At 49.0% G+C, this 25452-nt stretch carries 19 protein-coding genes, 3 pseudogenes and 1 other annotated feature; of the genes and pseudogenes, 17 read left to right on the top strand and 5 right to left on the bottom strand.

The annotated features are described in order from the left end of the window. The first annotated feature begins 58 nt into the window (after positions 1–58). From PSHG_RS22600 to PSHG_RS22615, 4 genes are all read left to right on the top strand, one after another. The gene (locus PSHG_RS22600; protein WP_010278184.1) at positions 59–1675 is read left to right on the top strand and encodes a sigma-70 family RNA polymerase sigma factor; all 1617 of its coding nucleotides are present in this window, start codon (positions 59–61) and stop codon (positions 1673–1675) included. A 169-nt stretch (positions 1676–1844) separates the two neighbouring features. Continuing rightward, positions 1845–2654, top strand: a complete 810-nt coding sequence (locus tag PSHG_RS22605) for an ion transporter (protein WP_010278185.1) — start codon at positions 1845–1847, stop codon at positions 2652–2654. A 264-nt stretch (positions 2655–2918) separates the two neighbouring features. Beyond that, positions 2919–3476 (top strand): RNA polymerase sigma factor, encoded by a 558-nt coding sequence (locus tag PSHG_RS22610; RefSeq protein WP_010278187.1) that lies wholly within the window; start codon positions 2919–2921, stop codon positions 3474–3476. 37 nt (positions 3477–3513) lie between these two features. After that, positions 3514–4146, top strand: a complete 633-nt coding sequence (locus PSHG_RS22615) for a DUF4367 domain-containing protein (RefSeq protein WP_157213492.1) — start codon at positions 3514–3516, stop codon at positions 4144–4146. A gap of 116 nt (positions 4147–4262) precedes the next feature. Here PSHG_RS22615 and argC read toward each other — a convergent pair whose 3' ends face one another. Further along, entirely contained in the window at positions 4263–5210 is a 948-nt protein-coding gene (argC, locus tag PSHG_RS22620) for an N-acetyl-gamma-glutamyl-phosphate reductase (protein ID WP_010278194.1), read from the bottom strand. A 173-nt stretch (positions 5211–5383) separates the two neighbouring features. On the opposite strand from argC, the pseudogene PSHG_RS30150 reads away from it, so the two are divergent. The 12 genes and pseudogenes from PSHG_RS30150 to menC all read left to right on the top strand — a co-directional run. After that, positions 5384–5518 (top strand): annotated as a pseudogene (locus tag PSHG_RS30150) (Crp/Fnr family transcriptional regulator); the annotation flags it as partial. A 321-nt stretch (positions 5519–5839) separates the two neighbouring features. Continuing rightward, entirely contained in the window at positions 5840–7309 is a 1470-nt protein-coding gene (locus PSHG_RS22625; RefSeq protein WP_010278196.1) for a M81 family metallopeptidase, read from the top strand. Next, on the top strand, positions 7302–8141 hold the full coding sequence (locus PSHG_RS28735; protein WP_010278199.1) for a GNAT family N-acetyltransferase: 840 nt from the start codon (positions 7302–7304) through the stop codon (positions 8139–8141). The genes PSHG_RS22625 and PSHG_RS28735 overlap by 8 nt, the downstream gene beginning before the upstream one ends. A 245-nt stretch (positions 8142–8386) precedes the next feature. Continuing rightward, a pseudogene (locus tag PSHG_RS28740) lies at positions 8387–9300 on the top strand (amidohydrolase). Positions 9301–9568: 268 nt separating this feature from the next. Beyond that, positions 9569–11227, top strand: a complete 1659-nt coding sequence (locus PSHG_RS22640; RefSeq protein WP_010278200.1) for an ABC transporter substrate-binding protein — start codon at positions 9569–9571, stop codon at positions 11225–11227. Then, positions 11227–12171 (top strand): nickel ABC transporter permease, encoded by a 945-nt coding sequence (nikB, locus tag PSHG_RS22645; protein ID WP_010278202.1) that lies wholly within the window; start codon positions 11227–11229, stop codon positions 12169–12171. The genes PSHG_RS22640 and nikB overlap by 1 nt, the downstream gene beginning before the upstream one ends. Beyond that, positions 12164–13063, top strand: coding sequence for an ABC transporter permease (locus PSHG_RS22650; protein WP_010278204.1), 900 nt, complete (start codon positions 12164–12166; stop codon positions 13061–13063). The genes nikB and PSHG_RS22650 overlap by 8 nt, the downstream gene beginning before the upstream one ends. 50 nt (positions 13064–13113) lie before the next feature. Next, the gene (locus PSHG_RS22655) at positions 13114–14103 is read left to right on the top strand and encodes an ABC transporter ATP-binding protein (RefSeq protein WP_010278205.1); all 990 of its coding nucleotides are present in this window, start codon (positions 13114–13116) and stop codon (positions 14101–14103) included. Then, positions 14100–15059 (top strand): ABC transporter ATP-binding protein, encoded by a 960-nt coding sequence (locus PSHG_RS22660; RefSeq protein WP_010278206.1) that lies wholly within the window; start codon positions 14100–14102, stop codon positions 15057–15059. Before PSHG_RS22655 ends, PSHG_RS22660 begins: the two co-directional genes overlap by 4 nt. A 200-nt stretch (positions 15060–15259) precedes the next feature. Further along, positions 15260–16129: a MurR/RpiR family transcriptional regulator gene (locus tag PSHG_RS22665; protein ID WP_010278207.1), complete on the top strand. Its 870-nt coding sequence runs from the start codon at positions 15260–15262 to the stop codon at positions 16127–16129. A gap of 93 nt (positions 16130–16222) precedes the next feature. Continuing rightward, positions 16223–17686, top strand: coding sequence for a serine hydrolase (locus tag PSHG_RS28745; RefSeq protein WP_042122682.1), 1464 nt, complete (start codon positions 16223–16225; stop codon positions 17684–17686). A 145-nt stretch (positions 17687–17831) separates the two neighbouring features. Then, complete coding sequence (menC, locus tag PSHG_RS22675; RefSeq protein ID WP_010278209.1) at positions 17832–18947, top strand: o-succinylbenzoate synthase; 1116 nt, start codon at positions 17832–17834, stop codon at positions 18945–18947. Between the two features lie 425 nt (positions 18948–19372). On the opposite strand, the gene PSHG_RS22680 is transcribed toward menC, so the two are convergent. Together PSHG_RS22680 and PSHG_RS30785 are read right to left on the bottom strand one after the other, a co-directional pair. Further along, the gene (locus PSHG_RS22680; protein ID WP_010278210.1) at positions 19373–21238 is read right to left on the bottom strand and encodes an arginine--tRNA ligase; all 1866 of its coding nucleotides are present in this window, start codon (positions 21236–21238) and stop codon (positions 19373–19375) included. A gap of 65 nt (positions 21239–21303) precedes the next feature. Then, positions 21304–21518 (bottom strand) — a binding site (T-box leader). An 84-nt stretch (positions 21519–21602) separates the two neighbouring features. Beyond that, positions 21603–21746, bottom strand: a pseudogene (locus PSHG_RS30785) (ATP-binding protein); the annotation flags it as partial. Positions 21747–21954: 208 nt separating this feature from the next. On the opposite strand from PSHG_RS30785, the gene trpB reads away from it, so the two are divergent. Continuing rightward, a complete protein-coding gene (gene trpB, locus PSHG_RS22690; RefSeq protein ID WP_010278215.1) occupies positions 21955–23118 on the top strand; it encodes a tryptophan synthase subunit beta in 1164 nt (387 codons plus the stop codon). Positions 23119–23839: 721 nt separating this feature from the next. Here the strand turns inward: trpB and PSHG_RS22695 are convergent. Together PSHG_RS22695 and PSHG_RS22700 are read right to left on the bottom strand one after the other, a co-directional pair. Next, the gene (locus tag PSHG_RS22695; RefSeq protein WP_010278217.1) at positions 23840–24028 is read right to left on the bottom strand and encodes an HU family DNA-binding protein; all 189 of its coding nucleotides are present in this window, start codon (positions 24026–24028) and stop codon (positions 23840–23842) included. A 449-nt stretch (positions 24029–24477) separates the two neighbouring features. Next, positions 24478–25299, bottom strand: coding sequence for a S1 family peptidase (locus PSHG_RS22700; protein ID WP_010278220.1), 822 nt, complete (start codon positions 25297–25299; stop codon positions 24478–24480). Positions 25300–25452 lie beyond the last annotated feature (153 nt).

The following is a 25452-nucleotide window of genomic DNA, read 5'->3' on the forward strand; positions in this document are numbered from 1 at the left end:
TTTTGTTTTCAGTACAGTATTTAATTGAGTGCCGTCGACAAGAAGGAGCTTTGAGAACATGGACAAACAACAAGCTGACCGTGTCATTAAGGATTACATCAAGCCGCTATATGGTTTTGCATTGAACAAAACGGGGAAGATCGCCGAAGCTGAGGAACTGGCTGGAAGAATTACGCTAGAGGTCTACCAGGCGCTTCTCAAAAAGAAGGAGTTCCTGGATCTGAACCGTTATGTCTTTAAGGTTGCACATTATGTCTGGGCAAAATACATCGGCGAGAAAGTGAAAGTGTCCAACCAATTGCGGGTTGAGGAGAACGAGTTGATGTTCCGAGACAAAGGTTTTGACGAGATTATTTATCAAGAAACAGCTGGTGCGCTGCGGCGGGAAATCGCTTTTCTATCTCGCCAGCAGCGGGATATAATAGTCAAGTACTATTACGGCGGGATGAAAATTAACGAAATAGCGGCTCAGATGGGGCTTTCCAATGGTACGGTCAAATGGCACTTATTCGAAGCGAAAAAGGAGCTGAAACACAAGATGAACACAATTCGGTCAATGGGCAATCTTGGTATCAATCCGATCCGCATGTCTAATTTGGGGCACAGCGGGTCCCCGGGCAGCAAGGGTGACACCTCTGACTTTTTGGCGACATCGATAAGACAAAACATCGCTTTCTCCGCTTATCATAAGCCGCTTACGGTCAAAGAAATCGCCGAAGAGCTCGGTATTTCACCTGTCTTTGTGGAGGATGAAGTCGAAGCGCTTGAAGAATACGGTTTCTTGGATCGACTATCCGGTGGTAAATATCGCACGAATATGTACATTGAAGATCCATCTCAAATGAAAAGCGAGGCCCTGCATCGTCTGTTCGCGGAGTATGCTGAGTTTGCCGTCGAGCATTACTATAAAGCGTTTTTCTCGATGGCTGAAAGATTCAAGGAAACCGGTGTATATATCCCGGGTGAAGATATCAATCTGCTGTGGTGGAGTCTTATTCCGTATGCCGGTAAACAGTTGTCCTTCAAAGAACTGGAAAGGGTGAGCCACCAGGAAGTTTCAGTCAACCGCAAAGATGGCGGCCATTATGCCGCATATGCATCGATCGACAGAGAGTTTGCCGGTGTTGAGCGCAGTTTATATTATTTCTGTGGTGATATGAATCGGAATTCCGATGAGCTCGCGCTGAAAGCATGGCAGGTTGACACGTGGTGGTGCGGCAGGCAGGGTGGCTGGAGAGACAATCAGATTTCAGATTTTATTAACCTAATGCACGTAGTTAATGGAGATTTGCCGCAAAACTATACGAACATCGACGCCTATCGACGTCTTTTCGACAAGCAATATTTACTAAGCACGGAATCCGGCCTTGAAGTTAATATTGTTTACTGCAAGAACAAGCAAGTGGGAGAACGCTTGCATGCGGCAATTCCCCGGCCGTCTGAGCAGATCAAAGAAGCCGCCTCGAAATTGGATCAGGCCGTCTATCGATTGCATCTTGAAGGCCAACCGGAGCATGCGCATAAATATGTAGGTTATTGGTCGCAGAACAGTATGGCGTCGGGAGCAATGCGCACCTGCGTACTTAAACATTTGATCGACATCGGCATGTTAGAAAAACCTGAACCGCACCGGCAAAAAGGTATTTCCACAATTATGTTCATGAATCAAGATTAAACCGAATGGGGCGGGTTTCCGAATGCCAGCTCTGTTTTATCCATTTGTCCCGCTCTTTCCTAAGTCATCTATCTAGGACTATGGGCTAACACCAAGTTCAAGCATAAGTTTTGTTTGTAAAATAGGATTTTTACCGCTAACATAGTCTTATATAGGGAACAAAAAACGGATGAAAGGAAAAGTGGAGTACAGGATGAGAGCAGCATTCAGGCAATTGGTGGAACACCCCTATTTTCAACCTATAATTATCGGCATTATCTTTTTGAACGGCGCGGTAATAGTCGCCGAAACGTACATCACGGGCAGTCTGCTCCTATTAGCTCTGGATAAAGTGATTCTTGGGATTTTTATATTGGAAATACTGATGAAAATCATCGGCTTCGGGTTTAAACGATATTTCTCGAGCGGATGGAATTGGTTTGATTTCTTAATAGTTGCCGGTAGCCTGGTGTTCTTGGCCACACCTTTTGTAAGTGCGCTGCGCTTGGTCCGGGTTTTGCGGCTCTTCAGAATGATTCCGGCGATTCCGTCTCTGCGCAAAATAATAGACTCGTTAATCAAGTCATTGCCTGCTCTAACGGGCGTGCTTGGGTTGACGCTGCTCATCTTTTCGATTTATGCGATTATTGGCACTACCTTCTTCAAGGATGTGCTTCCGGACGAGTTTTTCGGCACCTTCCATAATTCTTTGTTTACCTTGATGCAGGTGGTGACCTTCGAGTCGTGGGCCAGTCAGGTTGCCAGGCCGATCATCGCTGAAGTGCCTTGGGCCTGGACTTATTTTGTAACGTTTATTATCGTTGGGGCACTCGTCATCTTGAACCTTGTGGTCGCCGTCATTCTGAGCTATTTAGGGCAGGATGATGACGCGGCCCGGGATGAGCGTCTAGATCGGATAATGCAAGAAAACATGGAGTTAAAGAAAGACATTCAAGAAATTAAACAGCTGCTGCTTGAACAGCGTAAGCAAACGCGCTAGTTCAATTTACTAGTCAACTTAACATTTAGATTCATCATCCCTGCTGTACGGATGCCCGCTCTCCCTTATGGATGCTTGGCGATAGGGCAAAATAAATAAAGCACTCCCCGGACCCGGCGATACGCCGGGTTTTTCGGTATGAATAGCTGCAGCGATATTCCGGTATGGAAGCGGGAGTGCGGCTATTTTTTATGTGATTTCTTAGCACCCTGCAGCAGAATACATACTCAGGCCGTCTAATAAGGTGGAGGTGGTTATTCCGTGATGCCGGCCGGCTTAAAAACTAAGGATAGTTTTTCGCAAGATCCTGCTCAAGCGCTTGAGCAATTAATGGAAAGTTTCGGTGCTATCGTCATGCGTACGGCATATTTCTATACGGGCGATCGGCATCTGGCAGAGGATATTAGCCAGGAAGTATTTCTTCGCGCTTATCGAAATTGGGTGGCGTTTCGGGGAGACAGCACGGTAAAGACCTGGCTGACAGCGATCACCGTCAACATATGCAGAGACAAGATGGGCGTGAGGATGTTCACGGAACAGCCCACGGACCCCGCCCGGATGGAATCTGACCGAACTATCAACGTGGAGGATGAGGCGCTTGAAAGACTGAGGAAAAGTGAAGTGCTGCAGTATTTGCTCCGCCTGTCCTTACCCTACCAGGAAGTTTTGTATCTCTATTATTATCTGGATCTCAGCACACGGGAAATCGCGAAAGCGGTATCGTCCCCCGAAGGTACTGTGCGAAACCGACTGCACCGGGCACGTGAGCTATTGGCTCGGGAGATGAATGAGGAGGCAGAGACCGATGTCGGACATAGATAGCAAGTTGCGTCAACATCTTCGAAAGGAGTCGGATGACATGATATTTTCCCAAATAGAATTGAGTGATCATGCGAAGAACAACATTCGTCAGCAAGCGATAGCGGAGAAGGCGGGCAGACGGTTCTTCTTCTCGAAAGCTTGGATTATGGGGATGGGCGCGTTGGCAGCGGCGGTCATTATGCTTGTAGGGCTGCCTAATCTCCAACAGCCAAATGTACCCAGCCCTGTGGAAAATCCAGGGGGAAGCTTGCCGCCGTCACACGGCGGTGCTGGCGGCTCGGAGCTGTCGCAATTGATTACCACCACTCTGAGCTCGGCTGAAGAAGCGAAAGAGGCCTTCGGCCCCGGTCTGCTAGTACCTTCATTTGTTCCGGAGGGATTTGAGCTTGCTGAGATAGTCGCGGTAGGCATGAAAGGTGAACCGGTGAGGGATGTGAACTTCACTTATATTTCCGGGGATAAGACGCTTACGTTCGCAGTGAGCCGCAATCCGGCTGCATTCCCGGCGGAACTGTTTACGCCAACGCAAGTCAATGGTGTAGAAGGCTTCGTGTTTGAACAACCCGGGCTCACCGAATTGTTCTGGGTAGAGGAAGGCATCCAGTATTCCATTACCGGCCCGCTTTCAGCTGATGAAGCAATGAAGATTGCCCAATCCATAGAGCCGTAAGAATGGAAACGAAGCAGAGGTGCAGCGTGGGGGACGGAATGAGTTGTTTGGATAGCTTCCGGTCCCCCGGGCCTTCCTCATTAGGCCAACATTGATAAAACCATTAAAACAATCTTTTACTCTAATCCCAGGCCTTCATCGAAACCAAGCATAATGTTCATATTTTGAATGGCAGCTCCTGAAGCTCCTTTTCCAAGATTATCGAATCGGGATATCAGCATTATTCCGTCTTTACCGCCAAACACGAATATATCCAAGTAATTAGTATGATTGCATTCCATAACATTAAAGAAACCGTCCTCGAGGCATGCTTCCGAATCGTATGGCATTACCCGGATAAATCGCTCATCCTCATAATAAGAGGCGAGGAGCTGTTGAACTTCTTTAGCGGTTACTTGTTTTAGACAAAGTTGTGGTAACAGCGGGATAGAGACCGAAAGTCCCTGGTAATGATTTCCGACTATTGGAGTGAATAGCGGGGCAGAGGCTAAGCCGGAATGCAGCTGCATTTCTGGAAGATGTTTATGAGTAAGACTAAGTGCGTATGGCCTCGGCGCGAAAAGCTTTTCCTCACTTGAATTCTGGTAAACAGAGATCATCTGTTTGCCTCCGCCGCTGTATCCCGTAATCGAATAACAAGTTGCCGGATAATTTCTCGGTATAATTCCCTCGGCAACTAGAGGATGTATAGGTAAAATAAACCCTGTCGCGTGACACCCCGGTACAGACACTTTGGCTGAATTTTGGATTTTATTCCTATGGTGCTTGTGCAATTCCGGCAATCCGTATGTCCATTCAAAATCGGTCCTAAACGCAGTGCTTGCGTCAATGATTCTAGTCTCTGTGTTCTTCTTTACCATCGAAACGGCTTCTCTCGAGGCCGAATCAGGGAGACATAGGAACACTAAATCGGCTTCATTAATTAATGAACTACGGGCATCTTTATCCTTTCGCCGCTCCGGGTCAATTTTAAGTAGTTCTACGTTTGGATTTTTGGCTAAGTGATCATGTATTTTTATGCCTGTTGTGCCGTCTTGACCATCTACATATATTTTGCAACTCATTCCCCCACCTCTTTCCAATATGATGAATAATTATATATATTAGTGTATAATCATACAATGTGTTTGAGGACTAAATTCCCAGCATTTTTATAGATACTGGTTTATAATGAAACGGAGAAATCCGGAATATCGGGATGTTAACCGGAGCTGAGCGCGGCGCGATGTCTTAATTACGATATAAGGCACTATTGCTCAAAAGGCCTCATTTAATCGAACGCGTACCCCAGCATCAGTTGGCCAGTTATCTCGGCATGACCCCTGAGTCTTTGAGCAGAATTAAGAAGCGGGTTGATAAAGACCGCCGTTAGACAGGTATCACGCTTTACATAGGGACTTTTCCTCCCCTGAATAACAGCCATAACCCCAGCCCCAATTCCCCCACAGTCATAGGTACAATCAGAATGAGCTCCACCAAAGGAACATTATGCATGCAGATTCTAGTGAGCCCTGACCGGTAGTTGAAGGGATCACTATCGGATGAAATCGAATTATGCAACTGCTGGAAGTAAATAAGGATTGAAAGGCGGTCCAGCCCCCTCTATAATGGATGGAAGGAAAAAATTCTCGATTCGAAAATATTGAATGATATACTTCATAAAGTTTATTGAAGTTTACGGGAGGGAACTTGGTTGAGAATCGCAATCGGCGGAGTGGTGCACGAAACAAACACCTTCTCCAATGTGAAAACGACCCTGGCTTCGTTCACAACTTGGGAATGGGAGCAGGGTGCCCGGGTAGTGGAAAGACATAGAGGGGTGTCGAATTATTTGGGAGGAATGATTGCCCGTGCCGAGGAACTGCAGATCGAGCTGGTTCCTTTATGTTCGGCGTTAGCTAACCCGGCGGGTATAATCGAAAGCTCGGCCTACGAAACCTTGAAGAGTCAATTGCTCCTTTCGCTATCGGAGGCAGGACCTGTCGACGCCGTCTGCTTGTCTCTTCATGGCGCGGGGGTAGTAGAAGGCATTGATGATATGGAAGGCCATTTGCTCGGCTCTGTGCGCAGCAGGATTGGACAGGGAGTTCCGTTAGTAGCCACCCTGGATCTGCATGCCAATGTGACCGAAGCGATGGTTGCCGCCGCCGATGCACTGCTCGGCAATCATTTGTATCCGCACACGGACAGCTATGATAAGGGCTGGGAAGCGATGGACCTGGCCGTTCAAATGGCTGAGGGACGCATCCGCCCCGTTATGCACTTGCAGAAATTGCCCCTACTGATTCCTCCCTCAACAACCAATCTGTCACCTGCTCATGAAGTGAATGAACGCTGTGCCAAATGGGAAAGTGAGCGCCGTATGCTGGATTGCGTATTTTTCCACGGATTCCCGTATACCGACACCCCGGATGTGGGCGTTTCGGTCCTTACGGTAACGGACGATGATAAGGACCTCGCGGTCAGAGCAGCCGAGGATACGGCCCGTTATATATGGCACATGAGGGAACAATTCAAACAGCCGCTGCTGACTCCTGAAGAGGGGATTCAGGAAGCTCTGGCGGAGTCCAATTTCCCGGTCATAATCAATGAAACGTCCGACAATCCGGGAGGCGGTACGCCAGGAGACGCTACACATTTGCTCCAAGCGATGCTTGACGCCAACCTGGATAAAGCTTGCTTCGCTTTCATATGCGACCCGGAGGTGGTCGAGTCCGCGATTGCTGCCGGTGTCGGATCGACGATTGAAGTTAAGCTCGGGGGGAAGACCGATTCACTGCACGGTGAACCGGTAACAATTAAAGCTTACGTGAAATGTATAACCGACGGCAAATTTGTAGCCACCTCCCCAATGGGCAGAGGAGCAGTTCTTGACCATGGAAGATCGGTGCGTTTGCAGGCAGGGGGACTGGACATCATCGTCAGTTCGGTCAAAGGCCAGGTGAAGGACGAGCAAATTTTTGTCCTTCATGGAATTGACATTACCCGCTACCGGCTTGTAGCCCTGAAATCAAGCCAGCATTTTCGGGCGGCGTTCGAACCGCTGGCTGCGAGAATCATAACGGTAGACTCGCCAGGCCTGACCACTCTCCAGCTGCATCACCTGAACTACCAGAGAATTACCCGCCCAATCTACCCGCTGGATGAGGTGGACTATGATTAAGTATGAGATAATAACCAATCTGGATCAGCTGGAGAACGTATCCCGGCTGCAAACTGCGATATGGGGAGCTGATAGTGCTGTGCCGGTTTCCCTGATGAAAGCAGGGATTCACAACGGAAGCATAGTGATCGGCGCCTACGAGGAAGAGCAGCTCATCGGCTTTTGCTACGGATTCCCGGGTTTCCAGGAAGGAAAGACCTATCTCTGCTCCCATATGCTTGGTATTCACCCCGATTACCGCAACCGTGGGGTAGGGAGCGAGCTTAAGCTGGTTCAGAGAAGCTGGGCACTTCAATATGGGTACAAGAAGATGGTCTGGACCTTTGACCCGTTGGAAGCAAGGAATGCTTATCTCAACCTGGTCAAGCTGGGGGGGTACGCCAAACGCTATGTACCCTCCTACTACGGGAATATGAGCGGGGCCCTCAATTCCGGGCTGCCCTCCGACCGGCTTATCCTGGAATGGGATCTCGAATCGCCGCATCATAACTCGGTCCAGGGTGACGGAGGGAAGGAGCAGAGCCGGGAAGGACGGGGACTTTCCAGGAACTGGTTGAATTACCCCAAGCTGCTGGAGGGGGCAGGGCCAGAAAACTGTCCGCATCCTGTGCAAAATGATAGAGAAGCTGCCGGGGAAGAGGCTGTACTGCTGGCGGTTCCGGTCGATATTCATTCCATGAAAAGAACGGATTCCGGTACGGCGGCGGAATGGAGGTTTGCACTGCGAGCACACTTTACAGCACTGTTTGATCGCGGTTATACGGCTGTAGGACTGCTGCGTGTAGAAGGAAATGTGCATTATTACGTTATAGAAAAGGAGAAAGGAAGCTGATCTCTATGGCCATGCAGTTTAAGGATCTGATTAAGTGGGCCGATGATAACCGCGCCGCTGTCATGGAGACTTACCGGTATTTGCACGAAACGGCGGAAATAAGCTGGGGCGAGATTAAGACGACCGAGTATCTCTGCCGCAGGCTTAACGAAATCGATATTTCCTTTCAAACCTTTGCGGATCATACCGGTGTCGTCGCCTCATGGAGCGGGGGTGACGGTCCGGTCATTGCGCTTAGGGCGGATATGGATGCGTTATGGCAATATGTTGACGGCACTTGGAAGGCCAACCATTCCTGCGGGCATGATGCTCATATGACGATGGTGTTGGAAGCGCTGCGATGCCTGAAAGAAGTCGGCTATCGTCCTCCGGGAAAGCTGAAAGTGATTTTTCAACCTGCTGAAGAAACGGGGAAGGCGCTAAAAAGCTGATCGATAAAGGAGTCGTCGAAGATGTGGACTGTCTTCTCGGCATCCATCTCCGCGCGTCAGTGGAGCTTGCTGCAGGCACGGCCTCGGCGGCCATCTATCATGGGGCTGTGGGACAAATCCGCGGCACAGTCACAGGCCGCCAGTCTCATGCCGCCAGGCCGAACGAGGGGGTGAACGCAGCCGATTCATTGGCAGCGATTGTTAACGCCGTCAACGCCATCAAGCCGGACCCGACCGTTTCAGCCTCGGTCAAAGTCACCCAGCTTGCGGCGGGAGGGGATAGCTTGAACATCATTCCCGGCGAGGGCAGGTTCGGAATAGATTTGCGCGCCCGGACTAATAAAGTGATGGAAGACCTTCTTCATCAAGTCAAGAGAGCGGTAGTCCTTGCCGGTGAGGCTAACGGGGCCGAAGTTGAGATCACGGAGGCTGCGCGAATGAATGCGGCGGTGCCCCACCCCCGTATGGAAGAGATCGTTTCGGACGTCATTGCCGAAGTGCTCGGTCCTGAAGCCTGTCAGCCTCCGCCGGTAACGCCAGGCGGGGAAGACTTTCACTTCTATTCCACAACCCATGACCGGATAGCTTCAACGATGATCGGCTTGGGCTGCGGTTTGAAGCCGGGTCTGCATCACCCTAACATGAGCTTCGAGTTGTCCTCATTGCCGGAGGGAGTCAAGCTAATTGCCGCCTCTACTGTCCGACTATTTGAAAACTGGACAGCGTGATGTCACTAAATATTACAGCGAGACAATCGGCAGAATGATTTTTCATTAGAATTGGATTTAATTCACTCGAATTCTGTTATGTAAACTAACATATTGCTTATTCTCAATAAGAAATGTTTGTGGTATAACTATTTATGAAGGATTTCATTCGTCTATATATAATATATGAATGATATAATTCTTCCCTTTTTAGTATCACTTCTACTTCTTGTGGACGAATTCAAGTTAGGCAAAATGCTATTCAAAAAAAATAATGGGGGACTAAACTATGGTAAATCGTCGTCGCAATCCTTTTGTTGTTCTGCTCCTTGCTTTAGTAATGTTGGCAGTAAGCGCCTGCGGCTCATCTGCACCTGAGGGACCAGGGACAAGCAGCCCGGAAGGACAGAAGGACAAAGAAGAACAAGTAAATCTAACGCCTAAGGAAGGAGGCACCATAACGGTAGCTTTTTCCGAAGAGCCGGACACATTGGATGTACAGAAGTCGGGTATGAGCACGACATCCACAGTGGGCGGCTATATGGGCGGGGGCCTGCTTTATTACGATACGGAAACGAAAGAAATTAAACCGGATTTGGCGGAGTCGTACACGGTATCCGAAGATGGAAAAACCCTCACCTTCAAAATCAAGGAAGGCATTACATTCCACGACGGATCTCCATTGACGGCGGAAAGCTTCAAATATACATTCGAGAGAGCCCTGGACCCGGCAACGAACTCGAAATCGACAGGGGTATTAATGGGTGAAGTCGATTCCTTCGAAGCGCCCGATGAGCATACTTTCATTATTAAACTGAAGAATCCGTCCGCTCCGCTGCTAATCAGACTGGCTGACTCCGGTGCGTTCCAGCCGTTATCGCAGCAAGCTATAGAACAAGATGGCGATCAGTACGGACGTAACCCCGTTGGTGTGGGGCCGTGGAAATTCAGCGGCTGGAAGTCCTCCGAATTGATTGAACTGGTGCCTAATGAAGACTTCAACTGGGGCAATGACTCAATGGAGCGGCAAGGACCGCCGCTGGCGGACAAGCTGGTCATCAAGTTTATTACCGAGAATCAGACGAAGGTGGCCGCTCTGGAAAGCGGTACGGTTGATATCGCGTTCGGTATTCCGGCTATTCATGTGAAGAGATTCATGGACGACGATAAATTTTATGTCCTTGAAGATACAAGAAGCGGGAATGGCATGATGCTGCAAATGAATCTTGATAAGCCTGTTTTCCAAGATATCAGGGTGCGCCAGGCTCTAAATATGGCTATCCAGAAGCAGGCAATAATTGATTCGGTCCTGCAGGGAATGGGCGAGGTAGCGCATGGTCCGCTTTCCTCAACGATGTTAGGTTACGACCAGAACATAGAAAGCTATGCTTATACCTACAATCTGGAAGAGGCGGGCAAGCTGCTGGACGAAGCCGGCTGGGTAATGAATAGCAATCAAATCCGGGAGAAGGATGGACAGCCGCTTACCCTTAACCTGCTTGCTTCCAACCGGTTTAATCAGGAGCCTCAGCTGGTACAGGGTATGCTGAAAGAATTAGGCGTGGATGTCAAAATTCAGACGATGGAACATGCTACAGCCATTCAAATGGCTGGACAAGGAGAGTTTGATCTGCTGACTTTAAGCTATACGGCAACGGATACGGATACGCTCTATCCCCTGCTGCATTCGAGCCAGACAGAAGGATTGAACTTTGGACAAATCACTGACCCGGTCATCGACGCTGCATTGGAAAAGGGACGCACATCGATGAATGTTCAGGACAGACAAGCAGCATATGAGGAGCTTCAAAGGCAGATGGTAGAACAAGCCTACTGGATTCCGCTGTACAATGAGAAAATGTTTGCCATTGTCAATGAGCGTGTCCAAGGGGTGCAGTTCGATGCATTTTATAGTGTAAGATTACATGACAGCTGGGTGAATCAATAATGCTTTTGTATATATGGAAAAGGCTGGCATCCGGTCTCCTGGTTCTGTTCGGTGTATCGGTGCTATCCTTTTCCCTCATCCATCTCATTCCAGGGGATCCGGTCCGACTGATGCTGGGCGAGCAAGTAACCCAGGAACAGGTGGAACAAATGCGTGAGGAACTAGGCCTAAACAGGCCTGTTCCTCATCAATATATCGACTATATGGCGGGAGTCATTCAAGGTGATTTCGGTACTTCCTTGAAATCGGACCGCCCGGTTTTGCAGGAAATTATGGAGAGGTTCCCGGCCACGATCAAGCTGGCCGTTTCCGGCATTGCGATTGCGATCGTCCTCGGGGTGGCTATGGGGGTCTTGGCGGCGAAATATAAAGACACCTTCATAGATACCGCATTTAAATTTCTGACCTCGTTAGGTGTATCGCTGCCCAGCTTCTGGTTAGGAATCCTGATGATCATGTTCTTTGCCGTCTATCTCAAATGGTTTCCTATAGCCGGCGGTACCGGATTGGATGATTTGGTGCTACCCGCCTTAACGCTTGGCATTCTGGTTTCGGCTACGATTGCCAGGATGACCCGCTCCGGTATGGTGGAGGTCATGTCTAATGAATATATACGGACAGCACGCGCCAAAGGTTTAAGCGAAACGACCGTATTGTTCAAACATGCTTTCCGCAATGTTATGATCCCTATCGTCACTTTTATCGGCCTCCAGGCGGCATCGCTAATGGGAGGAGCTGTCATCATCGAGAAGGTATTCAGCTGGTCCGGGATAGGGACTTTGGCTATTAACGCGATCAGCCAAAGGGATTTCCCGATGCTGCAAGGGGTTGTCCTGTTCATGGGTATTGTCTATGTTGTCATTAATATTATCGTAGATATCGTATACAGCGTCATTGATCCGAGAGTCGATGTCCGCGCTGAAGGAGGGGCTTCGAATGGATAATGGAAGCGCGGCGCCTTCTGTTCATGCCGGATCGGAAACGAAGGGGAATGCTTCGGAAAGACTTGGTCTGCTCTCACGGGTCATGCACAGGAAATCGGCAAGGTTCTCTTTTATTTCCCTTCTCGTCATTGCCGTTATCGGGATTATCGGACCATGGATTGCTCCGCACGATCCGGCGAAGTCCTATTACGACGCATTTCTGCAGGGGCCATCGGCGAGGCACTGGCTCGGTACGGATGTCATAGGCCGCGATGTCGCTTCGCGCATTTTATATGGTGCCCGGATAACGATTACCGTAGCACTGATGGCTGTGGGGATAACCTTTACTGCCGGAACTCTGATAGGTGTTATCAGCGGGTACATCGGAGGACTGGTTGACAAAATCCTAATGAGATTGACGGATATCCTTCTGGCTCTACCCGCTATCGTCCTCGCTTTTTCCATTGTTGCTGTATTGGGCCCTAGTCTGAATAATGCGATGATCGCTATCGGCATAGCGTCCTTTCCGGGCTTTGCCCGCATTGTGCGTGGGGCTACTCTGGTCGTTAAATCCGCGGGTTACGTGGAAGCAAGCAGGTCGATTGGAAGCCCTCACTGGCGGATCATTCTCTTTCAGATCATTCCTAACATTTCAAACGTTCTAATCGTGTATACGACTCTTTTTATGGGGACAGCCATATTGGAAACCGCGGCCCTTGGTTTTATAGGGCTTGGCGCACAACCGCCTACTCCAGAATGGGGGACGATGCTGAGCGAAGGGAAGGATTATCTGGATCACGCCTGGTGGCTGGTATTATTCCCCGGACTGGCGATTACCTTTGTCGTTTTTTCTGTCATGATGTTGGGGGATGCCCTCAGGGACATGTTTGATCCCAAAACCGAGGTGAAATAAGAGGGTGCTGGGATCTATAAGTCAGGCACCTGGGGAAATGAGGTGGAAAGATGTCTGCAATATTAGAAGTAGACGGGTTAGTGACCAAGGTGAACATGAATAAGGGTGCGATAACCTTAGTAGAAGACATCAGTTTCCGCCTGGAGAAGGGGGAAGCGATCGGTCTGGTCGGGGAGTCGGGCTGCGGCAAAAGTGTGACGGCGCTCTCGTTAATGCGTTTGTTGAGCACAAATGTGGAGATTACTTCAGGCAGTATTCGCCTTAATGAACGATTGCTAACCCGGTATACGGAAAAAGAAATGCAGAAGATCAGAGGGAAAGAGCTGGCCATGATTTTTCAGGATCCGATGACCTCTCTTAATCCGGTTTTGACGGTTGGCCATCAGATCGGTGAAGTCCTGAAGCGCCATGAGGGGCTTAGAAGCTCTTTATCCAAGGAAAAAGTGATCGGACTGCTGAAGCAGGTCGGTATCCCGAGACCGGAGCAGATTTATCAGGAATATCCCCATAGATTGTCCGGGGGGATGAGGCAGAGGGTGATGATCGCCATGGCGATCGCATGCAGTCCATCGCTGCTTATCGCTGATGAGCCGACGACTGCGCTCGATGTCACCATTCAATCGCAAATTCTTGATTTGTTAACGGAGGTGCGGCGCTCTACGGGAATGTCCCTAATTATGATTACCCATGATTTTGGCGTGGTTGCCGAAACTTGCGACAAGGTTATGGTCATGTATGCAGGGCAGGTGGTGGAGTCGGCCGATGTGCGCACGCTGCTGCGAAATCCGCGCCATCCTTACACGAGGGGACTTCTCAATTCATTGCCCGAGAAAACGCGGGGTTCCCGCAGATTATACAGCATTCCGGGCTCAGTGCCGGCTCCTGGTGCGGAACGCAAGGGCTGCAGATTTGCCCCTCGCTGTGACAGGGTGATGCCCATTTGCCGGGAACATAACCCGGAGCTTAAACCGGTGGACGAGGGGTCCCAATGCCGGTGCTGGTTATATCAGAGCGAAGATGAACCGGAGGCAGACCTATGACAACACCTTTATTGGAAATAACAGACCTGCAGAAGAAATTCCCGATCAAAAAAAGCTGGCTTCAGCCGCAAAGCTATGTTCATGCGGTGGACGGTGTCAGCTTGACGGTAAGGGAAGGCGAGACAGTGGGGATCGTAGGAGAATCGGGCTGCGGCAAATCAACCTTCGGCCGCTGCGTGCTTCGCCTGCTGGAGCCTACCGGGGGTGAGGTAAAATTCCAGGGAGAAAATTACCTGAAGCTGCCAAGGAGAGCCATGCATTCCATCCGGCGCAACATGCAGATGGTATTTCAGAACCCTTATGATACTCTTAACCCTAAGCTGTCCATAAGCCGGATCTTGGCGGAGCCGCTCATCGCCCATGGTATTCCGCGGGACCAGCACAGGCAGATGATGGAAGAGATAATCGAAATTGTCGGCTTGACTCCGGCACATCTTGCCCGCTATCCCCATGAGTTTTCCGGAGGACAGCGGCAGCGCATTGGCATTGCCCGCGCTCTTATGCTCAAACCGAAGCTCATTGTCGCTGATGAGCCGGTTTCCGCACTCGATGTCTCTATTCAGTCGCAGATTCTTAACTTGTTGACGGAGCTTCAGGAGAAGTTTTCCTTATCCTACTTATTCATATCCCATGATTTAAGCGTAGTTGAGCATATCTCCGACAGAGTGGCGGTGATGTATTTGGGAGAGATTGTTGAGCTTGCGGACAAAAATTCGCTGTTTGCGGATCCCAAGCATCCGTACACTCAAGCGCTGCTGTCGTCGGTTCTAAGCACTGATCCGGATGCTTCCAGAGAGAGGATCAGGTTAACCGGAGAGCTTCCTTCGCCTGCCAACCCTCCCAAAGGGTGCAAGTTCCATACCCGCTGTCACGCTTGTATGGAGATCTGCAAGACAGAAAAGCCTGCACTAAAAAAGCTCGAGGACGGTACGATGACGGCTTGTCATTTGTATTGAGCATTTGCTGAGCATTTTGCCTGTGCAAGCGGAGCTGAGTCCAATTCGTCCACCGCTGGCTCTCGCGAGACGCAGCTGCTAATGAACTGCTCAAGGAGACTGCGCGGTAACATGCAAAATGCTGATATTCAATGTAAGAGTAAGGCTTGAGAGCAAGTGCGGCGTTAACCGATTCGGATTCTATAGATTGGAGGCTAATTATGCTGGCAGAGAAGAATACGTTCAGTTTCCTGGTTAAAGAGAAGTTTGACCGACTTTCCGCTTCCCAGAAAAAGGTGGCGGAATATCTGCTCGAGAACTTGGATAGGGCTGCTTTCAGTACTGCAGTGCAAATTGCCCGTGAAGTAAACGTCAGCGAAACGACGGTCATCCGGCTTTCTTATGCGCTTGGCTTTGGCGGATTCTCGGAAATGCTGGAACAGATTCGCGATCAAGTACTGCAGAACAATACGGCGGGAACGATTGAAGTCGAAGACAGCGGGACTCCTCTTAGCCAGATGGATGATCCGCTGGCCAAAGTAGCCGAGAAGGAAATCTCGATGATCCGCCAAAGCTTGTCTCAATTGAATATGCAGGATATATGGGCAGCGGTGGATGCGTTAATCAAGGCGGATAAAGTACTTGTAGTCGGATACCGTGCCTCGTATGCCGTCGCGTACTGGTTTAATTTCATGCTGGGAATGATGCGTGATAACGTCTATCTCTGTCCATCGGCAGGAGAAACCAGTGAAAAAGCGGTTGGCTTGACGGACAAATCGATCGTGTTCGCCATCTTTTTCCCCCGTTATTCAAAAGAAACTTTGCAGCTAGCAGAGTATGCCAAATCCCAGGGGGCGGGTCTGATCTCGGCAACAGACCGGTTCTTATCGCCTATTGGCCGGATATCGGATATTACCTTCTCTACAGGCATTAATACGGACTCGAGCACGGGAACCGCATCGATGGCCGCGGTCATGAGCATGCTGAATACGATTTTTGTCGGCATTCAAATGAAAGACCCGGAGCGCGTTCTTGCCCGCCAGGAGAGTGTGGAGCAGTTTTATACCAACTATAGCCCGTTTATTGAATGAGCATTTTGCAAAGAGATGGAAAACAGACGGGCTGCATGGTTGCGAAGAGCGGGAAACTAACAAACAGTGGATACGAAAGGACGGGGGAAGCAGATGGATAGGTTTAAGGGGGAAACGGCCCGTTCACTTCCTGAGTTTGAGGTTTGGTTGGAGAGTATGCTTGAACGTCATCAGGTACCGGGCGGCTCCATTGCCGTTTCAGAGGCAGGGGAGCTTTCCTATTACACTTCCTTTGGCTATCAGGACGAGAAGCTGGATAGAAAAATCGGACTGGACACGGTGTTTGGGATCGGGTCGGTGACCAAATCATTTACCTGCATGGCCATCCTGCATTTGCAAGATTCAGGAAAGCTTTCGGTCCATGATCCTGTCACCGCTTTTCTTCCGGAGTTTCGTTTGCGGGGAAGCCAAGCAGCTCAACAGATAGGCAAAATAACGATTCACCATTTGATGACTCACACCTCGGGATTGCCACCGCTGCCGACGCTTTACTCGGCAATGAAGCGGAGCCAGGATAATGATCCCGACTTTCAGCACAGTCACCAAAGCAAGATCAAGCTGCCGAACGATGATCCTCTTGATACATTCGAGCAGCTTATCCAATACTTGTATGATTTGGATTTTGAGCTGCTGGGCACACCCGGGAGCGAGTTCAGCTATTCCAATGACGGGTATGCTCTGCTCGGCGCCATTATCAAGAGGGTATCCGGACAAAGCTATGAATCCTACGTCCAGGATAATCTGCTGCATCCTGCAGGTATGCTGGATAGCGGCTTTGATCCGAATGCTTTCGCGGAAGACAGGCTGGCCCCCATCTATGCGTGGCGGATGCAGGGTCAATCAAGGGAAGTGTTCCATTCGCCGGCAAGAAGAGACGCTCCGGTTATGCGCGCGGCAGGATTCCTCTATTCCACTGCCCGGGACATGCTGAAATATGCCGAATTGTTCCGAACTCCTGGACGGATTGGAAACCGCCGTATAATCTCTGAACAAAGCATGAAGCAGATGACCACCCCTTACGTTCAGTGCGAATACAATAAATATTACGGGTACGGTGTCATGCTCATCCCGGATTATTTTGGTTCCCTTATGGTTGAGCATGGAGGAACGGTAAAAGGAGTAAAATCCCAGCTATCGATCGTTCCTGAGCAGGATTTGTGCGGCATTACTCTCACCAATATCGCTTCCGCTCCGGCAACCAGGCTGAATGAAGCGGTTTTGAACAGTTACTTGGGCAGGAACCCCGGGGAATGTCTCGCTTTTTCAGAAAAGGGAGATCAGTTAAATAGCGGCAGCATAGAGGAGTATACGGGGACATATACCAGCCGGGAAGGGATGAGTATCGACATCTCCAGTGCGGACGGTCAGCTGATTATGGAACTGAACGGGGAGTCTTTTGCTCTGCATTCGCTAGGCGGCGACTGGTATTCTTATGTTCAGATGGAAATTCCCCAGACCGTGCACTTCAAACGTAATAGTGAAGGCAATATCAATCGGATAAGCTGTGCCTACAGGCAGTGTAGGAAGGCAGACGAGATCAGCGGCTGCATGTCATGAGCATGGTATGCGGAACACAAAGTCCTGCGGCGGTATGTCAGTAGTATGTATACAGATCGCGCTGTGCTGCGTTAGAATCCGTCCGCGGTCTGGTGGCACGCTTCAAGTAAGGGAAAGATAACAGAAAAGGAATGACCTAACAGGTATGGATATAGAAAGAGTGGAGTTAAAGCTGTTAAAAGTACCGTTGAAATCCCGGTTCGAAACCAGCTTCGGTGAAGTGACGGAAAAGCAATTTTTGCTAGTCAGTGTTCATGGCGGCGGAGAAACCGGTTATGGTGAGAGTGTGGCCATGGACTACCCGATGTATAATGAAGAAACGACGGGTACGGTATGGTATATGCTGGAGGAGTTTCTTATTCCAAAGCTGTTTACCTCGCAGGTTAAGCAACCGGAAGAGGTTTCGGAGGCTTTCGCATTTGTAAGACGCAATAATATGGCGAAAGCGGCCATTGAAGGAGCCGTTTGGGATTTATATGCAAAACAGCAAGGAATAACGCTGGCTTCTGCTTTGGGGGGAAAGAAACAGACCATAGATGTCGGAGTCAGCATCGGTATAGAGCCTACGGTTGAGAAGGTTGTTGAATATGTAGAGCGGTTTGTTGAAGAAGGGTACAAGCGGATTAAGGTAAAAATCAAACCAGGCTTCGATGTCAACGTCATCGAGGCGATTCGCCGAAGATTCGGCTCTGATTTGCCGCTGATGGCTGATGCCAATTCGGCTTATACTATGCAGCAGATCGATATTCTTAAGCAGTTGGATGATTACGGCTTAATGATGATCGAGCAGCCACTAGCCCACGACGATATAGTAGACCATATTAAGCTTCAGAAGGAGCTGCGTACTCCGATCTGCCTTGACGAGAGCATTCATTCCGTTGAGGATGCCAGAAAGGCTATTGAACTGGGAAGCTGTAAAATGATCAACATTAAAATCGGCCGTGTCGGCGGCTTAACCGAATCCCGCAAAATCCATGACCTATGCGAGAAGCATGGCATACCGGTCTGGTGCGGCGGGATGCTGGAGATGGGCGTCGGAAGAGCTCACAATATCGCCATTACTACACTGGACAATTTTACGGTACCGGGGGATACATCCGCCTCCGACCGGTATTGGGAGGAAGATATCGTTGAGCCTGCGGTCAAACTGGCTGCTCCCGGGACTTTGGCTGTTCCGGAGGGTGCGGGGATCGGCTATCGGATCAACGAGCTGGCGGTACAAAAATATTTAGTCCGTTCCGCGGAATTCACTAAGCGATAAGGTAATCACAAAAGTAAACTGGTGAGCTTGAACTCAAAAGTCAACTGGTAATTTTGAAATTATGGATAATACTGAAAAATGATGAAGAACCTCATGCGAGGTTCTTCATTCGTTTATTAACGAAAAAACGAATGAAAAATGCGATCGAAAAGACCGCACACGGAAAATACCGAGGACCACCGGAGAACACCACAGATAATAATCATCGGAGACACCATCGGAATACAACCATCGTAAGCGCATCGTAAAACACCACCGAAACACCACCGAAAAAGCACCGAAAAAATACGCTCAGCGCGTTGGTCTGCAAGATATCTTCGCTAACGCTCGCCCTCGCTCTTATTTGGCCAAAAAGGCAGTGATTTATTTCTAACGCTCATCCTCGCACCGGCATAGCGAGCTTCCTCCGCGCAGTTATATAGCCCCTACATGCGATCAGGCGCAGGAAGTCCCAGCACGTTTAAGGCATCCCCCATCGTTTCTTTAAACTGGGAGGTAAGCCAGAGCCTTAAAGCCAGCTTTTTTTCATTGGCTTTTAGAATAGGGCAAGCCGCATAGAAATTGTTGAACAAAGTAGCCAGCTCATGCGCATAATTGCATAATCGATTAGGGGAGAGTTCCCTGCAGGCTTCATATAAAGTGTCCTGCCAAGCGGCAATATGTCTAATCAGGGCGTGCTCTGCTTTTTCAGTTAAGGTGATCTCTTCCGGAACGAGTGGTATTCGATCCAACTCTGCTTTTGCTTTATTTAAAAGATTCACCGCACGGGCATGGGCATACATGAGGTATACGCCTGTATTTCCCGTTATTTCTGTTGCCTGCTGCAGATCAAACACCACCTCTGTCGACAAGCTGAAACGGAGCAGGTAATACCGTATCGCTGCGGCTGCGATCATTCTGCTGGGTAATCCCTGTTTATCTGATCTTTTGTCATCAATGATGCCTTCCATGCGATCGAGCAGATCCCTTATCTTAATTCCAATGCCTTGTCTGCCGGACATAGCATAGGATGATCTGCCGTCCGATGTATCCATTCCCAGCTCTTCGGCGGCCCCAGGACTTAAGGAGACCACGCCGTAACTGACATGACGAAGCTTATCCGCTTGCCTATAGTATCCTAATTCTTCGAGCGCCTGTTTTACCATGGCCTGTGGGTACTGCTGCCTATGATCGATGACGTTGATGACTAGATCAGCCTTGCCAAAGGAGGAGCGGACCCCATTGCCTGCGGTAGTCCATAAATCAGAATTGATAGGCTTATATGAGAAGTCTTTCTCGAGCAGGCCAAATTTCCACAAGTGGTAGGCGATATCTTTTGCAGTGTAGGTCAAAACCCCGTTGGAGCGCACCAGAACTTTATCTGCCACATGGTGTTCGGACTCATTAGCTTCAGCTGTGGAAGGAGGCTTTTTTAAAACCCAGCATCCTTTTAAATTTCCGGAAGTTTCTTGATAAAATTGTTTCGTTTGCTTTAGCAGGGAGAAGGCCGAGGCCCAGAAGCCTTCCCTGACAATGTTACTTTCCCATACTAACAGATCATATTGGATACCGAATTCATCCATTTCCTCGAGGTGTTCACGAACGATCCGCTCTGCGGCAACCGCGCCGATCCAAGCGGCATTCCCTTTGCCTTCCTCTAAAGCTTGAAGGACCTTCGTTCTTTGCTCCAATAATTCGGTATTATGCTCGTACTCCTTATTAACTCTGGAATATATGTCCCAGCAGAAGTCCCCGAAGCGGGAAAACACTGCTGTGGAAGGAATGTTCAAAAGGCCTACCACCGTGTCAGCAAGCTGATTGCCCAGATCATCGATATAATTGTGCACCTCAATAGGAGAGCCGGATCTTCTTAACATTCTAACTAATGTATCACCAATGCATGAATTTCTCAGATGGCCGATGTGAGCAGATTTATTTGGATTGATGGAGGTATGCTCTATGATAGTTTTTTCCCCACTGCCTGAGGGGAGGGCAAAACTTCTTTGAGCCCACTGAGTCCAATCGATATACAAGTTAATAAAACCAGGTGGTGCGACTTCAACCTTGTAGACGATATTTGTACATTTGCCTTCCAACTCTAATTGGATTTTCAGCATTTTGGCAATTTCAATAGGAGGCTTGCGTATAATTCTGGCTAGCTGCATAGCTACATTGGTTGAATAGTCACCGTGCTCTAGATGAGCAGGCTGTTCGATGACTACATTCAAGTCCTCTCCAAAATTTTGCGCTAGATTACTAAACAGATTCCTCGCGGAGCTTTTGATACTGCGGCCCAATAGCTGGCTTATCACGAAATAACCTCCCTTAAGTAAATAAACTAAGCAAATAAATTAAGCAAATAAAAGCCCTCATCTCATGAAGAGACGAAGGCTTAGCATTCGTGGTACCACTCTTATTGTTAAACTTGCGTTTAACCACTCAAAAGGATAACGGTCTTAGCCGTGACTTCCTACTGCAGGGTTCAGAAGTCAATCTCGTGGGTCCGTTTCACTGCTGCCTCAGTACCGGCTTTCACCGCCCCGGCTCGCTTGGACTTGATTCAACAGCTACTCTCCCAGTCCTAGATTATAAAATAATTTGTTATTAGTATAGCCGAATAATCAGAAAAGTCAATCATCAGCTATAAGCAGGTTTAAACCGTTCGTGACTGAACCTTTAGTGCAGGGGAATGGAGACAGGCAGCTCAATATGGAGAGCCGTGCCTTTTCCCTCCGTGCAAGTAATGGGCATCTTGCCATTATGATTCTCTATAATCTTGAAGCTGACTATGAGGCCCAGTCCGGTGCCTTTTTCCTTTGTCATCTCCTTTGCCTCCTGCTCCTATGCAATTTAGTAGAACCCCCTTGCGCAATTCAAACTTATTGCAGCCGTTTAGACGCCCAGCAATATATTCGTGATTTGGTTTTCCCCTTGCTGCTAATTGTTTTGCAGGCAAAATAAGCCGCGTTTATGGTACGATATAAGCATCAATTTTATCATTAATTATGAGATGGAGGCGCTTATAGGAATGGGCCAGGAACAGTCGCACAAAGGGTATTTCGGAGAATTCGGGGGCAGCTTTGTTCCACCGGAATTGCAGCAGGTTCTCGATTATTTAAGCGAGCAGTTTTACAAGTATAAGGACGACCCCGATTTTAATGAGGAGTACCGCTATTATTTGCGTGAATATGTCGGCAGGGAGAATCCGCTGACGTATGCGCAGCGGTTGTCCGAGACATGGGGAGGCGCCAAGATTTATTTGAAGCGCGAAGACCTCAATCATACAGGCGCTCATAAAATCAACAACGTTGTGGGCCAGATTCTGCTTGCCAAACGGATGGGGGCTAAGCGGATCATTGCCGAAACCGGGGCCGGCCAGCACGGAGTTGCCACTGCAACGGCTTGTGCGATGTTTGACATCGACTGCGTGATCTATATGGGAGCCGAGGATACTCGCCGGCAAGCGTTGAACGTATTCAGAATGGAGCTGTTAGGCGCTAAGGTCGTACCGGTATCCAAAGGGCAGGGCCGCCTGAAGGATGCGGTTGACGAGGCGCTGGACGATCTGGTGCGGAACTATCAGAATACGTTTTATTTGCTTGGCTCGGCAGTAGGCCCCCATCCATTCCCGCAGATGGTCAAGCACTTTCAGTCGATTGTCAGTGAAGAATCCAAACGTCAAATTATGGAGAAGGAAGGCCGCCTGCCGGATGCCGTTATCGCTTGCGTCGGAGGAGGAAGCAATGCGATCGGCGCATTTGCTCATTATCTGGATGAGCCGTCCGTTCGGCTGATCGGGGTAGAGCCGGATCAAGCCCCCACATTAACGCAGGGCGTGCCTGGTGTGCTTCACGGCTTCAAATGCCTGGTGCTGCTCGATGAAGAGGGAAATCCGCGGAAAACCTACTCGATCGCAGCAGGGCTGGATTACCCCGGAATCGGACCAGAGCACAGTCATCTAAAAGTGACGGAAAGGGCAGAATATGTAACGGTCAGCAACGAAGAGGTGCTTGGGGCGTTCCAAGAGCTATCCCGCACGGAGGGGATTATACCCGCATTGGAAAGCGCACATGCTCTGGCGTATGCGAAGAAGCTTGCTCCTACGATGGACAAGGATCAAATTATTATTATTAACTTGTCCGGACGGGGAGACAAGGACGTCGAGCAGGTTTTTCACATGCTGAAGTCATAGGCTAATCGTCATTTTCGAGGCTGTCGCTTTAGTGGCGGATTTCCGTCGCAAATGTCCAACGCGCATCGACCAGCAAGATGCTCTGTGCAGGAGCTGCGCGAGGTGCTTTGCGCAGGAGCTACGCGTCGGTGCTCCGTGCAGGAGCTTCGCGATACGGACTGTGCTAACGCTCGTCCTGGCTCTTATTTAGCCGAAAAAGTAAGGTTTTTATTTTTAACGCTCGCTCTCGCTCTTATTTGTGACAAATAGGCGGGAAAACCCCGATCTGAAGCAAAATAAGGACCATGGCAAGCGTTACATTTTTTATCCCCTTGATTTTGCTTAAATAAGGACAGGGGCGAGTGTTAGAATCTGCAGCGTACGAGACCGAACGGCCAACAGCTGCAACCGGAGCGGCGCCCGCAGCGTAAGGAGGCCGAACGGCTAACAGCTGCAAAGAGCCGCTCACTCTACGGTCTGACGGCCCGCTGCTCACTGTTGCTTACAGTTAACAGACAGCCTAATTCTGTGCCATTTAAAAATTGTCGTATCACGGAGTCATCGCTTCTTTCTGCAGCCCTTGCTGTCTCTGATGAGGTAAAGCGATCTCCTGCTGCAAGTTGGAGGCTTTTCATGCAAAAGGGAAGTAGGGCACTTTAGTTGGGCCCTTTTCTTCCCGGTTTTTTTCCTTCGGGCCATCGGCCTCTCAGCCAGCTCACTATTTTACAGCAATGCCGTTTGTTTATTGTCTTTTCTTGCCCTTGAAGTAACTCACAACATTATAAATCTTGTCAAAGGCACCGCCTACTGATGGAGAGTTAGACAGCTCCTGGCTCAAAACCTCTTCGAAAGCTTTCAAAACCTTACTGCAATCCTCAAGCGCTACACCCGATTTTTCAGATACTTTAGCCATTACCTCCGCGTTATTCATTTTCATCTTCTCCTTTTTAGATTAATTTGGTAGTGCTGCTTTAAACCAGCTTCTCTAGGCATACAGCTGAAACATCCTGGCTCTTCCCCAGAGTTGACTCGAGGATAGGGAGTAAAAACCATTGTTTTCTGCATATGCAGCTCCTGGGTTGTCATCGAAAAAAAGCCGCCGTTATCCAACAAAAGGTAAAAGGAAACTAAAAGAGAATTCTACTGATTCTTGTGACTAAGGCGTCCTTGACTCTATCCTTGGATTTAAACTAGGTATAGACCGACTATCGGTCGATTAGATTTTATCATTGACACGGGAGTGTAGTCAATAGGTGGGAGAGCATCTCGCCGACCCAATATCGCGCTTTGCACATAACAAAAATATAGACAGTATTTTCAAGGCGCCAGTGTAGTAATCGAAAAGAGGAGCGAGGCTCTCCAAGCCCCACTCCTTAGTAATTAGTTTTCAACCGATATCGGCAGGCCGAACAAGTCAATGATGTCTTGAAAAAGGGAGGTCTCGATACCGGCGAACGACATCGCATTAATAAATCGGCTCTTTTTATACAGGATTAAGGGCAGTGATTCCTTCCAATGGGCTTGATATAAAGCCTCCCCGCTGTCATTGCTGGCCAAATGCTCGCTCACAAATGCCTTTAAATCTTCCAGCATGACTGCGTAACCTTTGTTAGAATCCCTCACAGATGCTGTATGGACCCCTACAATTTCACCGTTTTGATTGAGTACGGGAGAGCCGCTCATTCCGGGCTTAGCTGAAAAATCATAGGCCATCCGGTAGGTGGCGCTTGATATGGACTGATCTCTATTTCTAATCGTAGCGAATGAGCTTAGGGTTAGGATAGTGCCTTCCAGTTCTTCAAATCCTTCTGATTGACCGCCAATTATTCTTACTTTCTCACCTGCTGATACTGACCTCGCAATGGTTAAATATTCGTGGTTCACGTTATCAGTTTTTAACAGTGCCAGGTCCTTTTCGTCATCTGTGGCTATAATTTCGGCGGCATAGTATTGCAGATCAGCTGAACCATCGGCAATAAAAATATTATCTTCGTCTATTTCATCTATTACATGATAATTTGTGACCACATAGCCGCCCTCTAACCAAAATCCGGACCCATAAAAATAATAATGACGACCAGGATCTCCTGGTGCTCCCGAGTGGATTTTGGCCAGCTTGACTACCGTATTATCCGCAGCGCTGGCAACTGAGCACACAAACACAAGAGACAAAACAACAAATAGAGTAAGAATCTTCTTCATGGCTTCCCTCCGAACTAAGAGGCTGCATATTTTTGGAACTGTTGTTCGAAGCCATATCTGCTGGCAATTAGCTTGTTTTCTTCAATCTAGTATTCTTTTATCTCAGTCTGCTGCTGCAAAATCGAACAATAGTACTATGCCGCACCGGGTGCG

The sequence above is a fragment of the Paenibacillus senegalensis JC66 genome, from assembly GCF_000285515.1.
In the GTDB taxonomy this organism is placed as follows: domain Bacteria; phylum Bacillota; class Bacilli; order Paenibacillales; family NBRC-103111; genus Paenibacillus_L; species Paenibacillus_L senegalensis.

What these genes read in the sequence shown, in the direction of transcription:
- PSHG_RS22600 (WP_010278184.1), top strand. Translation starts at nt 59, where the DNA reads ATGGACAAACAACAAGCTGACCGTGTCATTAAGGATTACATCAAGCCG.
- PSHG_RS22605 (WP_010278185.1), top strand. Translation starts at nt 1,845, where the DNA reads ATGAAAGGAAAAGTGGAGTACAGGATGAGAGCAGCATTCAGGCAATTG.
- PSHG_RS22610 (WP_010278187.1), top strand. Translation starts at nt 2,919, where the DNA reads ATGCCGGCCGGCTTAAAAACTAAGGATAGTTTTTCGCAAGATCCTGCT.
- PSHG_RS22615 (WP_157213492.1), top strand. Translation starts at nt 3,514, where the DNA reads ATGATATTTTCCCAAATAGAATTGAGTGATCATGCGAAGAACAACATT.
- argC (WP_010278194.1), bottom strand. Translation starts at nt 5,210, where the DNA reads ATGAGTTGCAAAATATATGTAGATGGTCAAGACGGCACAACAGGCATA.
- PSHG_RS28735 (WP_010278199.1), top strand. Translation starts at nt 7,302, where the DNA reads ATGATTAAGTATGAGATAATAACCAATCTGGATCAGCTGGAGAACGTA.
- PSHG_RS22640 (WP_010278200.1), top strand. Translation starts at nt 9,569, where the DNA reads ATGGTAAATCGTCGTCGCAATCCTTTTGTTGTTCTGCTCCTTGCTTTA.
- nikB (WP_010278202.1), top strand. Translation starts at nt 11,227, where the DNA reads ATGCTTTTGTATATATGGAAAAGGCTGGCATCCGGTCTCCTGGTTCTG.
- PSHG_RS22650 (WP_010278204.1), top strand. Translation starts at nt 12,164, where the DNA reads ATGGATAATGGAAGCGCGGCGCCTTCTGTTCATGCCGGATCGGAAACG.
- PSHG_RS22655 (WP_010278205.1), top strand. Translation starts at nt 13,114, where the DNA reads ATGTCTGCAATATTAGAAGTAGACGGGTTAGTGACCAAGGTGAACATG.
- PSHG_RS22660 (WP_010278206.1), top strand. Translation starts at nt 14,100, where the DNA reads ATGACAACACCTTTATTGGAAATAACAGACCTGCAGAAGAAATTCCCG.
- PSHG_RS22665 (WP_010278207.1), top strand. Translation starts at nt 15,260, where the DNA reads ATGCTGGCAGAGAAGAATACGTTCAGTTTCCTGGTTAAAGAGAAGTTT.
- PSHG_RS28745 (WP_042122682.1), top strand. Translation starts at nt 16,223, where the DNA reads ATGGATAGGTTTAAGGGGGAAACGGCCCGTTCACTTCCTGAGTTTGAG.
- menC (WP_010278209.1), top strand. Translation starts at nt 17,832, where the DNA reads ATGGATATAGAAAGAGTGGAGTTAAAGCTGTTAAAAGTACCGTTGAAA.
- trpB (WP_010278215.1), top strand. Translation starts at nt 21,955, where the DNA reads ATGGGCCAGGAACAGTCGCACAAAGGGTATTTCGGAGAATTCGGGGGC.
- PSHG_RS22695 (WP_010278217.1), bottom strand. Translation starts at nt 24,028, where the DNA reads ATGAATAACGCGGAGGTAATGGCTAAAGTATCTGAAAAATCGGGTGTA.
- PSHG_RS22700 (WP_010278220.1), bottom strand. Translation starts at nt 25,299, where the DNA reads ATGAAGAAGATTCTTACTCTATTTGTTGTTTTGTCTCTTGTGTTTGTG.